Genomic DNA, 13,119 nt, shown 5'->3' on the forward strand with positions numbered 1-13,119 from the left:
TCCAGGCACTGGGCACACTTCATCGATACACGAGGTACTCCTCGCGCACGCTCCGGAACGCCGCCAACTCGTCCTGCCAGGCGGCCACGACCTCGTCGGGCGTCGCCCCCGCGTCGATCATCGTGCGGACGCTCGTGGACCCGGTCAGCTTGTCGATCCAGTTGTCGGCGCGCCAAGTGAAGCCGCTCCAGACCTTCTTGGCGGTCACCAGGAGGGCGATTCCGGTGCGCACGGGGTCGTACGCGGCCCGGTCGTGCACATGGATCTGCACCCCGCCGATGGTCTTGCCCTGGAACTTGGAGAAGGTGGGAGCGAAGTACGCCTCCCTGAAGTGCACGCCGGGCAGCCCGAGTTGCCCGACCGCCTCGGCCCAGCTCCGGTCGATGCCCTCCGCGCCGAGCAGCTCGAACGGGCGGGTCGTGCCCCGCCCTTCGGACAGGTTCGTCCCCTCGAAGAGACAAGTCCCGGAGTACACCAGGGCGGTGTCGGCCGTCGGCATGTTCGGGCTCGGCGGCACCCAGGGGAGACCGGAGGCATCGTAGAACTCCGACCGCCGCCAGCCCGACATCAGTACGGTCTCCAGTGCCACCGGCGTCGTCAGGAACTCCCCGTTGAACAGCCGTGCCAGCTCCGCCACCGTCATCCCGTGCGACTGCGCGATCGGCTGCCGTCCTACGAAGGTCGCGAACTCCTTGTGCAGGACGGGACCTTGGGCCGCCCGCCCGGTCACCGGGTTCGGCCGGTCCAGCACCACGAAGCGCTTCCCCGCCAGCTGGGCCGCTTCCATGCAGTCGTACAGCGTCCAGATGTATGTGTAGAAGCGCGCGCCCACGTCCTGGATGTCGAAGACGACGGTGTCCACGCCGGAGGCGGTGAAGATGTCGGCGAGGGGCTGACCGCTCTTCAAATACGTGTCGTAGACCGGCAGTCCGGTCGCCGGGTCGTCGTAGCGGCCCTCGGAGCCGCCCGCCTGCGCGGTGCCGCGGAAGCCGTGCTCGGGGCCGAAGACGGCGGTCAGGTTCACGCGGTCGTCGGCGTGCATGACGTCGACGATGTGGCGTACGTCGCGGGTTACGCCGGTGGGGTTGGTGACGATGCCGACGCGCTGTCCGTCGAGGGGGGCGTAGCCGCCTGCGGCGAGGCGTTCGAAGCCGGTGCGGAGCCTGCGGCCGCCGGTTTCCTTCGCTGCGGCCGGAGCCGGTGTCAGAGCCGCCGCCGCTGTGCCGGCGGCGAGCAGTGTCCGTCTGGACAGGCGCATGGTGTGACCTCCGTGATCGCGGAAGGTTGGCATAGGCACGCTAGGCGCTCCCGCCGGAAGTTCGTAGGCTGCGGGCCGCGTGTGGCTGGTCGCGCCGTTCCCCGCGCCCCTTCGGGGCGCTGCCTGGCCCCCTTCCCTCCGTACATACCGACCGGTTAGTCTGGCGACGCAGCAGAGCCGATTCTCGTCGCGTCGAAGGAGACCGATGGTGGAAGCCGTGCAGGATGCCGGAGTGATCGTCACCGGAGCGGGGGGCGGTATCGGGGCAGCGCTGGCCCGCCGCTTCGCCGCCGCGGGGGCCAGAGTCGTCGTGAACGACCTGGATGCCGTCAGGGCGAAGACCGTGGCCGACGAGATCGGCGGCATCGCGGTCCCGGGCGACGCGTCCGCGATCGTGGCCGAGGCCCGGGACGCCCTCGGCGGCACGGTCGACGTGTACTGCGCCAACGCGGGCCTCGCCTCGGGTGGGACGGAGGCGGCCGACGAGAAGGTCTGGGCGCTCGCCTGGGACGTCAACGTCATGGCGCACGTCCGCGCGGCCCATGAGCTGCTCCCGGCCTGGCTGGAGCGCGGCAGCGGCCGTTTCGTCTCCACGGTGTCGGCGGCCGGGCTGCTCACCATGATCGGCGCCGCGCCGTACGCCGTCACCAAGCACGGTGCGTACGCCTTCGCCGAGTGGCTGTCGCTGACGTACCGCCATCGCGGCCTGAAGGTCCACGCGATCTGTCCGCAGGGCGTGCGCACGGACATGCTCGCCGCCACCGGCAGCGCGGGCGACCTGGTGCTCCAGCCCACCGCCATCGAGCCCGAGGACGTCGCGGACGCCCTGTTCTCGGGCATCGCGGAGGACCGCTTCCTGATCCTGCCGCACCCCGAGGTCGCCGGGTACTACGAGGCGCGGGCCACCGACCCCGACCGCTGGCTGACGAACATGAACCACATCCAGCAGAAGTGGGAGTCGAGCCAGTGACCGTCTCCGCGTATGCCGCCCAGCCCTGGCTGGCCCTGCTCAACGATGTCCAGCGCGCACCGGTGAGCCCCGCCGACTCCCTGGTGCACGCCCTGCGCGCGGCCGTGGAGACGGTGCCGGACCGCCCCGCCCTCGCCTATTTCGACGGGCGGCTGAGCTACCGCGAGGTGGACGAGCTGAGCGACTCCGTCGCCGGGCACCTCGCCGCCCGCGGCCTGGAGCGCGGCGACCGGGTCGCGATCCTGCTGCAGAACTCCCCGCACTTCGTGCTCGCCCTGCTCGGCGCCTGGAAGGCGGGCGCGACCGTCGTGCCGGTCAATCCCATGTACAAGTCGGGGGAGGTCGCCCACGTCCTGCGGGACGGCGAGGTCGCGGCGCTGATCTGTTCCGACCGCGCCTGGGACACGTATCTGCGCGAGACGGCCGCCGACTCGCCCGTACGCATCGCGCTCACCGCCTGTGAGTTGGAGTTCCAAACCCGCAACGACGCGCGCGTGCTGGCCTTCGAACGGCTCCCGCAGGCTGCGGACGCCGACGACCTCGTGACCGTCGCCCGGCAGGGCCACAAGGCGCCGGAGGGCCGCGACCCCGGCCCGTCCGACATCGCGCTGATCAGCTACACCTCGGGTACCAGCGGTGCCCCCAAGGGGGCCACCAACACGCACGGCAACATCATGTACAACGCCGAGCGGCAGCGGACCGGCCTCGACCTGCCCGAGGCGCCCGTCTACTTCGCGATGGCGCCCCTGTTCCACATCACCGGGATGGTCTGCCAGCTCGTGGCGTGTCTCAACAGCGCCGGGACGCTGGTCCTCGCCTACCGCTTCGAGGCGGGTGCCGTGCTCGACGCGTTCGCCGAGCACAAGCCCCTGTACACGGTCGGCCCGTCCACCGCCTTCATGGCGCTGGCCGCGCACCCCGCCGTCACGCGCGAGCACTTCGCCTCCTTCCGGAACATCTCCTCCGGCGGCGCGCCGCTGCCGCCCGCCCTGGTGGAGAAGTTCCGCGCCGACTTCGGGCCGTACATCCGCAACGGCTACGGCCTCACCGAGTGCACCGCCCCCTGCGCCTCCGTACCGCCCGCCCTGGAGGCTCCCGTCGACCCGGTCTCCGGGACGCTGGCCGTGGGCGTGCCGGGCCCCGACACCGTCGTACGCATCGTCGACGACCAGGGCCAGGAGGTGCCGTTCGGCGAACAGGGCGAGATCGTCGTACGGGGACCACAGGTCGTGCCCGGCTACTGGCGCCGCCCCGAAGCCACCGCCGAGACCTTCCCGGACGGCGAACTGCGCACCGGCGACATCGGTTTCATGGACGCCGAGGGCTGGCTCTACGTGGTCGACCGCAAGAAGGACATGATCAACGCGTCCGGCTTCAAGGTGTGGCCGCGTGAGGTGGAGGACGTCCTCTACACGCACCCCGCGGTGCGCGAGGCGGCCGTCGTCGGGATACCCGACGGCTACCGCGGCGAGACCGTCAAGGCGTACGTCAGCCTGCGCCCGGGCGCCGATGAGGTCCCCGAAGCGTTCGCCGCGTACTGCAAGGAGAGACTGGCCGCCTACAAATATCCGCGGCAGGTGGAGATCCTGCCCGACTTGCCGAAGACGGCGAGTGGGAAGATCCTCCGTCGGGAGTTGCGTTCCCGCTCACAGGACAGCCAGTAGACAGCCAGGACATCAAGGAAGGCAGGTGGCGGCAGTGCCCAGGACGACGGACGGTGACGGTACGCCCGTCCCGCAGCGGCTCTTGGCCGCCGCCACCCGGCTCTTCGCCGAGCAGGGCTACGACCGCACCTCCGTGCAGGAGATCGTCGAGGCGGCGGGCGTCACCAAGGGGGCGCTCTACCACTACTTCGGCTCCAAGGACGACCTCCTGCACGAGGTCTACGCGCGCGTGCTGCGCATCCAGCAGGAGCGGCTCGACGCCTTCGCCGACTCCGACGCGCCCGTCGAGGAGCGGCTGCGGGGCGCCGCCGCCGACGTGGTGGTCACGACGATCGACAACCTCGACGACGCGTCGATCTTCTTCCGCTCCATGCACCACCTCAGCCCCGAGAAGCACAAGCAGGTACGCGCCGAGCGCCGCCGCTACCACGAGCGCTTCCGCGCGCTCGTCGAGGAGGGCCAGAAGAAGGGCGTCTTCTCCACGGCCACCCCCGCCGACCTGGTCGTCGACTACCACTTCGGCTCCGTGCACCACCTGTCCACCTGGTACCGCCCCGACGGCCCACTCACCCCGCAACAGGTCGCCGACCAGCTGGCGGACCTGCTGCTGCGCGCGCTGCGGCCCTGAAGCTCTGAAGGGCTACGGATCCACGGCCGGCCCGAGTCCCGCCTCGCGGGCCCACGCCGCCGCCTCCGCACGGTCCGCAACACCCAGCTTCGCCAGCACCGCCGACATGTGGTTGCTGACCGTCTTCGGGGACAGACCGAGCCGGGCCGCCACCGTCGCGTTGGGCGTCCCCGCGGCGATCAGGGTGAGCACGTCCCGTTCGCGCGGGGTGAGCGCCGGACACGGGTCGGGCTGCGGCAGCGGGCGGCTGAGCTGCCCCAGCACGCGCCGTGCCACGCCCGGACCGAAGATCGCCTCCCCGGCGGCCACCGCCCTGATCGCCCGGACGATCTCGTCCTGACCGGCGCCCTTGAGCACATAGCCGCGGGCCCCGGCGCGCATCGCCGCGAACACCGAGTCGTCCTCCTCGACCATCGTGAGCATCAGCACCGCCACCGCGGGCGCCACCCGGCCGATCTCCCGGGTCGCCTCGATGCCGTTCATGTCCGGCATCCGAATGTCCATCACGACCACATGCGGGCGCAGCGTCACGGCGGCCCGCACCGCCTCCCGCCCGCCGGAGGCCACCCCCACGACGGACACCCCGGGCGTCCCGTCCCGCACCGACTCCAACAGCGCGGCCAGCCCCGTACGCACGACAGGGTGATCGTCGGCGAGCACGACCCTGAGCGCACCCTCGCCACCGCCCGGTGGCACCGGCTGGAGGCCCCGCTCGCGTGGGGGCTCCGCGTGCTCCTCCGACTCCATGCCCGCCTCCCCAGCTGTTTCAATACCCGGCCTCCCGTGCGGCTCATGCCCCGCTACGGCGGCTCCCCGAGCGGCAGTGTCGCCTCCACCCGCCCCCGCCCCACCACACAGCTGCCGCCGAGCTCCGCGGCGCGCTCCTGCATCGAGGTGATGCCCACTCCGGGGCGCCATGCCGTCTCCCCGTCCACCGGGGAGCCGTCGTCGCAGACCTCCAGGCGCAGTCCTTCGCCGATCTCGATGCGGAGGTCGACGCGGGTCGCACGGGCGTGCCGGGCCGCGTTGGTGAGGGCCTCGGTCGCGATGCGGTAGGCGGCGACCTCCACGGCGGCGGGCAGCGGCGGCAGCAGTTCTGGGGCCCGCACCCGTATGGCGATGGGGGTGCCGTCCGCGCGCCAGGACAGCCGGGCCGAGCGTTCGCGCAGGGCGCCCAACAGCCCCAGCTGGTCGAGGTCCGGCGGCCGCAGCCCGTCCACCAGCCGGCGGATCTCCCCGACCGCCCCGCCGATCTCGGCGCGCAGCTCGGCGAGCAGCCCCGCCGCCCGCTCCGGATCGAACGCGAGCAGATTGCGTACGGCATCGGCCTGGAAGGCGGCCCCGGCGAGCGTCGGTCCGAGCCCGTCGTGCAGATCCCGGCGGATCCGGCGACGCTCCTCCTCCCGCGCGGCGACGATCCGCTCCCGGGAGAGCTGGAGCTGCCGGGACAGATCGGTGGCGTGCAGGGCGGCCGCCAAAGGCACCGCGAGCAGTTCGAGCACCGCGAGATCGGCCGGTGTGACCTGCTGCTCGCCGGGCCGCAGTCCGATCACCAGCTCACCGACACGACGGCCGTCGTAGTCCAGCGTCACGACGTGCGTGAGCTTCCCCGGAGTTCCCCAACTGCCGCTCGGCGCCCCGGACTCGGCGGCCAGATGGGCGTACGGCAGCCGCAGTCCCTCGCCCACCGCCTCGGACACCGCGCCGACACCGCCCCCGGCCAGCCGCTCGCCGATCCGGGAGACCGCGCGGACCGGGTCGTGGCGGTCTCCGTACAGGGCTCGGTCGACCGTGCGCTGCAGCAGACGGCGGGCGGGCTCGAAGGAGACGGCGAGGACAACGGAGATGAGGGCGGGCCCCAGCAGTTCGGGATGGGGGTCGAGGAGCGACTGGAGGAACGTGACGAGGCCTACGTAGGCGGCGACCACTCCGACGGTGAGCGCTCCGTACAGCAGGCCCCGCGAGACCACCAGCCGGATGTCGAGCAACTCGTGCCGGATCACGGCGATCATGATGGCGACCGGCAGCAGCAGGGTGCCGTACGACGTGTAGACCGGCGGGAAGCCGAAGACCTGCAGCATGATGCTCAGCAGCAAGGGCAGTACCCCCGCGAGCAGCCAGAGAAGCCGGCGGCGGTCCTGTTCCCCGCCGCGGCGGTAGCGCAGCCACATGACGGCCATGACGGCGACCAGGACGAGACAGGCCTTGACGGTCACCACTCGCTGAAGGACGGGCAACCAGCCTGGTGACACCGGGAAGTACGACGGCTGGGCTCCGGTGCCGTCGTAGAGCCCCCAGTCGTAACGCGCCCAGTAGGCGATGTCCAGGGGCGACGCCACCAGTTGGGCGATCAGCGCCCAGCGCCAGCGCCGGCCGGGCAGCCTTCCGTCGGGAAACAGGAAGAACACGAACACGAACGCCGTCGAGCTTGCGACGATCCAGGTGTGGCGCCCGATCGTGGTGAGCACGTGCAGCGCCTCGGGGGACCAGCCCGCCCGCAGCCCTTCGACCGCAAGGCCGGTCGACAGCCCCGTGAACGCGTGCCCCAGCCCGTAGACGATCAGCAGCCATCCGATGGGATTACGCGGACGGTGCAGCGCGATCACCGTGCCGCAGACGGGATAGGCGAGACCGACAGCCAGGTCGATGACCATGTCGTACTGGACCAGATCCGCCCCGGACACCCCGGCGACGGCCAACGCCCCTGCTCCCACGGCCACTTGCGTCAGCGCCAGGAGCAGCAGGACGTACGCCGTGACAGTGCGCCGCCGGGTCCGCCCGTACTCGTCCTCCATGTGAGCCATCGTCCTGGCCGGACGCCCGGGTGTCATGGGAACGGTTCCCGGTCCACCCGGGAGAACTTCCGGCGACCGCCCGGCGGTACCCCCTCAACTCCCGGGCCCCCGCAGCCCGATGCTCATAGCAGCGGGCCGGCGGAAGAGCCACCGGACCGGCAACGGGGGAGAACAGTGATGGTTTCAGTGAACCGGCGTCTGGTGGGCCTCGCCTTGGGCTCGGCACTCGCTCTCGGCGGCACGGTGGCCGTGCCCGCCGCAACGGCCGCTCCGGCAGGGGCACCGTCGGCGTGCGGCCACTTGCTCAGCAACAGCTACATCTACGAACGCTGGAGCGATCTGGGCGGCGTGAACGGCATGCTCGGCTGCCCGCGGACCAACGTGCTCAACGTCAAGTCGGCGAACGGGACGAAGCTCGGCAAGCGGCAGTACTTCGACAGCGGGAACGTGACCTTCTCGCCCCGCCAGGGCCAGGAGATGGTGGTCGCCGCCTGGGAGCGCAACGGCTACGCGTACTTCAACTGGGGCCCCACCGACCCGTTCCACTACGACGTCTTCCTGGTCCGCTACACCAGCGCCGCCGACGCGGGCGGCACGCAGGTCACCCTGCGGGGCGGCACCTCCGGCGGGATGTGGGTCCAGAAGCACACCTCTGGGACCTACAGCTTCAAGGTCGAGGGCTGCGACAAGGGCACGTTCGGTCTGAAGTGCCGCCAGGGGTGGACGCTCTCGGCGACCACCCGCAACTGACCAACACCGCTCGGGGGAGAGGGCCGGTGAGGGCGCGTCAGCCCTCACCGGCCCTCGTGTCACACGCCTACCTCGGCGGCGCCCAGCATGGCGTCACACGTACTTCTTGATCTCCCGGTGGGCCAGCGACCGCTGATGCACCTCGTCCGGTCCGTCCGCCAGCTTCAACGTCCTTGCGCTCGCCCACAGTTCGGCCAGTGGGAAGTCCTGGCTGACGCCGCCCGCGCCGTGCAGCTGGACCGCCTTGTCGAGGATGTCGACGACCGTGCGCGGAGTGGCGATCTTGATGGCCTGGATCTCGGTGTGGGCGCCCTTGTTGCCGACGGTGTCCATCATCCAGGCGGTCTTGAGGACCAGCAGGCGCAGCTGCTCGACGGCGACGCGGGCATCCGCGATCCAGTTCTGGACCACGCCCTGCTGGGCCAGGGGCTTGCCGAAGGCCGTACGGGACACGGCCCGCCGGCACATCAGCTCGATCGCCCGCTCGGCCATCCCGATCAGCCGCATGCAGTGGTGGATACGGCCGGGGCCGAGCCGGGCCTGGGCGATGGCGAAGCCGCCGCCCTCCTCGCCGACCAAGTTGGCCACGGGGACCCGGGCTTGATGGAAGACGACCTCGGCGTGCCCGCCGTGGGAGTGGTCCTCGTAGCCGTACACCTGCATGGCGCGCCGGATCTCGACGCCGGGGGTGTCGCGCGGCACGAGCACCATGGACTGCTGACGGCGGATGTCGGACCCCTCCGGGTCCGTCTTGCCCATCACGATGAAGATCTTGCAGTCGGGGTTCATCGCACCGGAGATGTACCACTTGCGGCCCGTGATGACGTACTCATCGCCGTCCCGTTCGATGCGCGTGGTGATGTTCGTGGCGTCGGACGAGGCCACCTCGGGCTCGGTCATCGCGAACGCGGAGCGGATCTCACCGGCGAGCAGCGGCTCCAGCCACTGCTTGCGCTGCTGCTCGTCGCCGAACTGGGTGAGCACCTCCATGTTGCCGGTGTCGGGCGCGGCGCAGTTCAGCGCGGTGGGCGCCAAGTGCGGGCTGCGGCCGGTGATTTCGGCGAGCGGCGCGTACTGGAGGTTGGTGAGCCCGGCGCCGTACTCGGAGTCGGGGAGGAAGAGGTTCCACAGTCCCTGCCTGCGGGCCTCGGCCTTCAACTCCCCGACCACGGCCGGGGTGTCCCACGGCGAGGCCAACTGAGCGCGCTGCTCCTCCGCGACTGCCTCCGCCGGATAGACGTACTCGTCCATGAACGCGAGCAGCTTCCCGCGCAGTTCCTCGGTGCGGGCGTCGAATGCGAAGTCCATGGCGGATCAGCCTTCCTGAAGAGTGGTCAGGCCGTGCTCGATGAAGACGGGGGTCAGTTCGCCGATGCGGTCGAAGCCCGCACCGACCGTCTGGCCCTGCGTGTAGCGGTAGTGGATGCCCTCCAGGATCACGGCGAGCTTGAACCACGCGAACGCCGTGTACCAGGGGACGGCGGACACGTCGCGCCCCGAGCGCGCGGCGTACCGCTCGACGATCTCGGCGGGGTCTGGGTGCCCCGCGGCCGAAGCGGTCGTGCTGATGGGGGAGTTGGGCATTTCGAGCGGGATGCTGTACATGACCAGCAACCCCAGATCCGTGAGCGGATCGCCGAGCGTGGACATCTCCCAGTCCAGGATCGCGTTGATCCGGTCGTCGGCGCCGATCAGCACGTTGTCGAGCCGGTAGTCGCCGTGCACGACCGTGGGTGCGGGGGAGTCGGGGAGCGCCCGGCCCAGTGCCGCGTGCAGTTCGTCGATCCCGGCCAGCTCGCGGTTCCTGGACGCGTCCAACTGCTTGCCCCAGCGACGCAGTTGGCGGTCGAGGAAGCCCTCCGGGCGCCCGAAGTCCGCGAGGCCCACCTCGGCGGGATCCACCGAGTGCAGCTCGACCAGGGTGTCCACGAGCCCGAGCACCGCGCCGCGGGTGCGCTCCGGGCCGAGCGGGACGAGTTCCTCGGCGGTGCGGTACGGCGTGCCCTCCACGAACTCCATGACGTAGAACGGCGCTCCGAGCACCGACTCGTCCTCGCAAAGGATCACGGGGTTCGGCACCGGCACCGCCGTCGGGTGCAGTGCGCTGATCACCCGGTGTTCGCGCTTCATGTCGTGCGCGGTGGCGAGCACATGCCCGAGCGGGGGCCGCCGGACGACCCACTTCGTCGTGCCGTCCGTGACCGCGTACGTGAGGTTGGACCGTCCGCCTTCGATCAACCGGCCGGTCAGCGGGCCGGTCACCAGCCCGGGCCGCTCACGGTCGAGCAGGCCGCGCAACTGGTCGAGATCGAGACCTGGCGGGTGGTCTGGGCTCATCTTCGCTCCTCGGCACACGGAAATCAGGATGTGACCATGATGCCGACCAGTCGGTATGTCGTCCAGCGGGTGAACGAAACGTGATCGGCGTCTCCCCCTCCCGGGAGCCAAGGCAACCAGGGCAACCGGGGAGCTGAGGGGGAGACGCCGAGGATCCGGACAGGTCCTAGTGGTCGTCCCAGTGCCCCTCGTGCTCGGCGTGCCGGTGTCCGTCGTGCACATAGTCGACGTGGTCGCCGTGTTCGACCGCGGGGTGCCCGCAGCCGTCGCCGTGCTGGTGGCCGTGCCCGTCGTGCGCGGTGTGACCGCTCGACTCGCACTCGTCCCAGTGCCCGGAGTGCTCCCGGTGGAGGTGCCCGTCGTGCGCGTAGTCGACGTGATCGCCGTGTGGCACGGCGGTGTGACCGCAGGTGGGGCCGTGGGCGTGCTCGTGCGCTGAGTGCTCCGCGTGGAGGGTGGTCATGGTGCTCACCTTCGGAGGTGGTGGGGAGTCGGAAACGACGTCAGGCTAGCGCCAGAAAGCATCCTAAATCGTGCCATTCCGACTCGCGTGCCGACGTCGTCCCGGTCCCCTCAGAACACCAGCGCCGCCGCGCACACCGCCAGCGCCACCGTGCACAGCGCCGCGAGCGTCGCGTACCGGGGTGTGAGCGCGGGCGGTCCGCCCGGGCCGGGCGCGGTGAGCACGCGGATGCGGCGGTGGGCGATGGCCAGGAAACCCAGCCAGAGCGCGCAGCACAGGACGCAGACCACCACTCCGGTCACCGACAGTCCGCCGTGCAGCGTCGTTTTCGCGGCGAGTACGGCGGCCACGGTGCTCGACAGGGTCGTACGCCGCCACGCGAGCCTCGTACGCTCCGGTTGCAGGCCCGGGTCCCGCTCCTGTTCCCGGGCGGGAGCGGTCATCCTTCCCAGCCGAAGAGGACGACGACGACCATCGCCACGGCGACGACCGCGACCGCGATGCTCAGCACGGCCGGGAAGCGCGACACCGGCAGGTCCTCGCCCTTCCGCATCGCGATCTCGCACCGCACCCAGTGGTTGACGGCCCGCAGGGAGCAGAGCACGCCCGCCGCCAGCAGGGCCAGGGCGAGGCCGACGCGCCATCCCCACCGCAGGTCGGGCAGGAACTGATCCACCGCGAAGCCGCCGCCGATCAGCGCCAGCGCGGTGCGCAGCCACGCCAGAAAGGTCCGCTCGTTCGCCAGTGAGAAGCGGTAGTCGGGCGTGCTGCCCTCCGCCTCGACGTCCCGGGGCGCGAACCACAGCTGGACGTTCCGTACGAATTCGATCACGACCTGGACCCTACCGGGAGCGTTGTCAGTGCGGCTCGCTACCGTTCGAAGCATGGACGTTCCCCTGTCATTGGCCCGGTACGCCGAGCCGGGCCACGGCATCGCGCCGGCCGAGGAGTTGCTCGGGCTGGCCGGATTCTGGCCCGCCTACTTCCTCCCGGGCTGGGACGAGTTCATCGAGGAGCCCGGACTCTTCGGCGCCGACGAGGCGGACGTCGACGCCGCGACCGAGGCGCTGTACAGCGCGCAGGAAGTCTGGCCGGCGTACCGAATACCGCTGGCCGGCGGGCACTTGCTGTGGATCGTCCACCGCAACTTCCCGGACGACCCCGGCACGGACTACCTGATCACCCACCCCGACTGGGACCGGGACGTGCCCCTGGCCTCGCTGGAGGGCCACTTCAGCGGCCCGGGGCTGTCCTGGCCCGAGCTGGTCGCCGTCGCCGACTCGGCCCCGGCGCGGGCCGCGGGCGTACGGGACCCCGCGCTGCGGCTGCTCCTCCTGCTGCCCGCCTTCGGGGACGCGGACGTGCCGGTGGCCGAGGCGGTGTCCAGGATCTCCGGTGCGCTCACCGCCGTGGGGGTCCCGGAGAGCGCGGCGCCCGAAGTGGCCGAGCGGCTCCTCGACCACCCGTTCTGGGACGGGCCGACGTGGGCGACGCAGGGCGAGAGTCCGCTGAGCGGTGGCACGACCGGGGCGAGCCCACTCGCGGTGTGCGACGGGCGCTACAGCCCGCGCATCCTGCCACCCGCCCTGGGCGGCATACCCGCCCACGCGCGGGCGCTGGCCGACGCACTCGCGGGGATCGGGTCGGGTGCGGACGGGTCGCGAGCGGATGGGTCAGGAACGGCTGCGTCGGGAGCGGACGGGTCAGGAACGGCTTCGTCGGGAGCGGGTCAGCTCAGCGAGCGGTAGGCCTTGAGCCGCTCGTACGCCGCCAGGCCGTCCGGGACCCAGGTCCAGTCGGTGAGGTGGCGCTCCACCTCGTCCTCGGGGAGGAACCGGTGCCAGGCGACCTCTTCGACCTGCGGGTCGACCGGGAGCTCGCAGCGGACCTCGTGGACGGAGGACCACCAGCTCTGGCCGGCCCCGTTGTCGTACAGGAACTTGAAGAGGGGAACGGGCTGGGGGAGCCCGGAGACGCCGAGTTCCTCCTCGGCCTCCCGCAGGGCCGCGTCGTCGTACGTCTCGCCCGCGCCGACGACTCCGCCGACGAACATGTCGTACAGGGAGGGGAACACCAGCTTGGTGGGCGTCCGGCGGTGGACGAAGATCCGGCCCTCGGCGTCTCGGGCCTGGATGAACACGCACCGGTGGCGCAGGCCGAGCGCGTATGCCCGACCGCGCGGGGACTGCCCGATGACCTGGTCGTTCTCGTCCACGATGTCGAGGATCTCGTCGGCGGCACTCATGACCCCATC

The 13,119-nt window shown here is 71.1% G+C and carries 14 protein-coding genes; 5 read left to right on the top strand and 9 right to left on the bottom strand.

Annotation, left to right across the window (positions count from 1 at the left end):
• Positions 1-19 precede the first annotated feature (19 nt).
• Complete coding sequence (locus OG246_RS23210) at positions 20-1,258, bottom strand: DUF1343 domain-containing protein (RefSeq protein ID WP_266466786.1); 1,239 nt, start codon at positions 1,256-1,258, stop codon at positions 20-22.
• A gap of 205 nt (positions 1,259-1,463) precedes the next feature.
• Here OG246_RS23210 and OG246_RS23215 point away from each other — a divergent pair, with 205 nt between their 5' ends.
• The 3 genes from OG246_RS23215 to OG246_RS23225 are packed head-to-tail and all read left to right on the top strand — an operon-like array spanning position 1,464 to position 4,520.
• Positions 1,464-2,228 carry an SDR family oxidoreductase gene (locus tag OG246_RS23215; RefSeq protein ID WP_266466789.1) on the top strand — a complete coding sequence of 255 codons (765 nt, stop codon included), beginning with the start codon at positions 1,464-1,466 and terminating at the stop codon, positions 2,226-2,228.
• Complete coding sequence (locus OG246_RS23220; protein WP_266466793.1) at positions 2,225-3,892, top strand: class I adenylate-forming enzyme family protein; 1,668 nt, start codon at positions 2,225-2,227, stop codon at positions 3,890-3,892. The genes OG246_RS23215 and OG246_RS23220 overlap by 4 nt, the downstream gene beginning before the upstream one ends.
• A gap of 34 nt (positions 3,893-3,926) precedes the next feature.
• Positions 3,927-4,520, top strand: coding sequence for a TetR/AcrR family transcriptional regulator (locus OG246_RS23225; RefSeq protein WP_266466797.1), 594 nt, complete (start codon positions 3,927-3,929; stop codon positions 4,518-4,520).
• Positions 4,521-4,532: 12 nt separating this feature from the next.
• On the opposite strand, the gene OG246_RS23230 is transcribed toward OG246_RS23225, so the two are convergent.
• Positions 4,533-5,267: a response regulator transcription factor gene (locus tag OG246_RS23230; RefSeq protein WP_266466800.1), complete on the bottom strand. Its 735-nt coding sequence runs from the start codon at positions 5,265-5,267 to the stop codon at positions 4,533-4,535.
• Between the two features lie 53 nt (positions 5,268-5,320).
• Positions 5,321-7,315 (bottom strand): sensor histidine kinase, encoded by a 1,995-nt coding sequence (locus tag OG246_RS23235; RefSeq protein ID WP_266466803.1) that lies wholly within the window; start codon positions 7,313-7,315, stop codon positions 5,321-5,323.
• A 177-nt stretch (positions 7,316-7,492) separates the two neighbouring features.
• On the opposite strand from OG246_RS23235, the gene OG246_RS23240 reads away from it, so the two are divergent.
• Positions 7,493-8,065 carry a hypothetical protein gene (locus OG246_RS23240; protein WP_266466808.1) on the top strand — a complete coding sequence of 191 codons (573 nt, stop codon included), beginning with the start codon at positions 7,493-7,495 and terminating at the stop codon, positions 8,063-8,065.
• A gap of 93 nt (positions 8,066-8,158) precedes the next feature.
• Here the strand turns inward: OG246_RS23240 and OG246_RS23245 are convergent, their stop codons facing one another.
• From OG246_RS23245 to OG246_RS23265, 5 genes are all read right to left on the bottom strand, one after another.
• The gene (locus OG246_RS23245; RefSeq protein ID WP_266466811.1) at positions 8,159-9,373 is read right to left on the bottom strand and encodes an acyl-CoA dehydrogenase family protein; all 1,215 of its coding nucleotides are present in this window, start codon (positions 9,371-9,373) and stop codon (positions 8,159-8,161) included.
• 6 nt (positions 9,374-9,379) lie between these two features.
• On the bottom strand, positions 9,380-10,402 hold the full coding sequence (locus OG246_RS23250; RefSeq protein ID WP_266466815.1) for a phosphotransferase family protein: 1,023 nt from the start codon (positions 10,400-10,402) through the stop codon (positions 9,380-9,382).
• A gap of 166 nt (positions 10,403-10,568) precedes the next feature.
• Positions 10,569-10,865: a hypothetical protein gene (locus tag OG246_RS23255; RefSeq protein ID WP_266466818.1), complete on the bottom strand. Its 297-nt coding sequence runs from the start codon at positions 10,863-10,865 to the stop codon at positions 10,569-10,571.
• A gap of 110 nt (positions 10,866-10,975) precedes the next feature.
• Positions 10,976-11,308, bottom strand: coding sequence for a DUF202 domain-containing protein (locus OG246_RS23260; protein ID WP_266466821.1), 333 nt, complete (start codon positions 11,306-11,308; stop codon positions 10,976-10,978).
• Positions 11,305-11,697, bottom strand: a complete 393-nt coding sequence (locus OG246_RS23265) for a YidH family protein (RefSeq protein WP_266466824.1) — start codon at positions 11,695-11,697, stop codon at positions 11,305-11,307. The genes OG246_RS23260 and OG246_RS23265 overlap by 4 nt, the downstream gene beginning before the upstream one ends.
• Positions 11,698-11,749: 52 nt before the next feature.
• Between OG246_RS23265 and OG246_RS23270 the strand changes: the two genes are divergently transcribed.
• Entirely contained in the window at positions 11,750-12,613 is an 864-nt protein-coding gene (locus OG246_RS23270; protein ID WP_266466827.1) for a hypothetical protein, read from the top strand.
• On the opposite strand, the gene OG246_RS23275 is transcribed toward OG246_RS23270, so the two are convergent.
• On the bottom strand, positions 12,595-13,110 hold the full coding sequence (locus OG246_RS23275) for an NUDIX hydrolase (protein ID WP_266466829.1): 516 nt from the start codon (positions 13,108-13,110) through the stop codon (positions 12,595-12,597). The two genes, OG246_RS23270 and OG246_RS23275, sit on opposite strands and share 19 nt — an antisense overlap.
• Positions 13,111-13,119 lie beyond the last annotated feature (9 nt).

The organism is Streptomyces sp. NBC_00620 (assembly GCF_026341825.1).
In the GTDB taxonomy this organism is placed as follows: Bacteria; Actinomycetota; Actinomycetes; order Streptomycetales; family Streptomycetaceae; genus Streptomyces.